Raw genomic sequence first — 291 nt, forward strand, 5'->3', positions numbered from 1 at the left:
TTCCTTTCCGCTCTCCTCATCCAGGGCAATTAATGAGACCTTTGATTTGAACCAGCGATCGGAATTTTCAAAGGGATGCACTTCTGCAAAATTTGCCACCTTAATGTTGGTGATCCTAAATTCTTCACTGGTGTAAGCGGCCATTTCTTCCGTGATTCTCGATTCTGCTTCCGTATAGGAGACTGCATCCAGAAGATAAGTATCTGTAGTCACTTTCTGCTCTCCCGTTTCGTGTGTTTTTCTGTATTTCACCTTACATTCATACCAGGTTGCACTCATAATTTAGTTTTT

Annotated in this window: 1 protein-coding gene; it reads right to left on the bottom strand. The window is 41.6% G+C overall.

Annotated features, from left to right (window positions below):
• On the bottom strand, window positions 1-279 hold a 279-nt coding region (locus HC175_RS23100), incomplete at its 3' end, for a DUF4494 domain-containing protein (RefSeq protein ID WP_168140092.1).
• Window positions 280-291: the final 12 nt, after the last annotated feature.

The sequence above is a fragment of the Salinimicrobium oceani genome, from assembly GCF_012037645.1.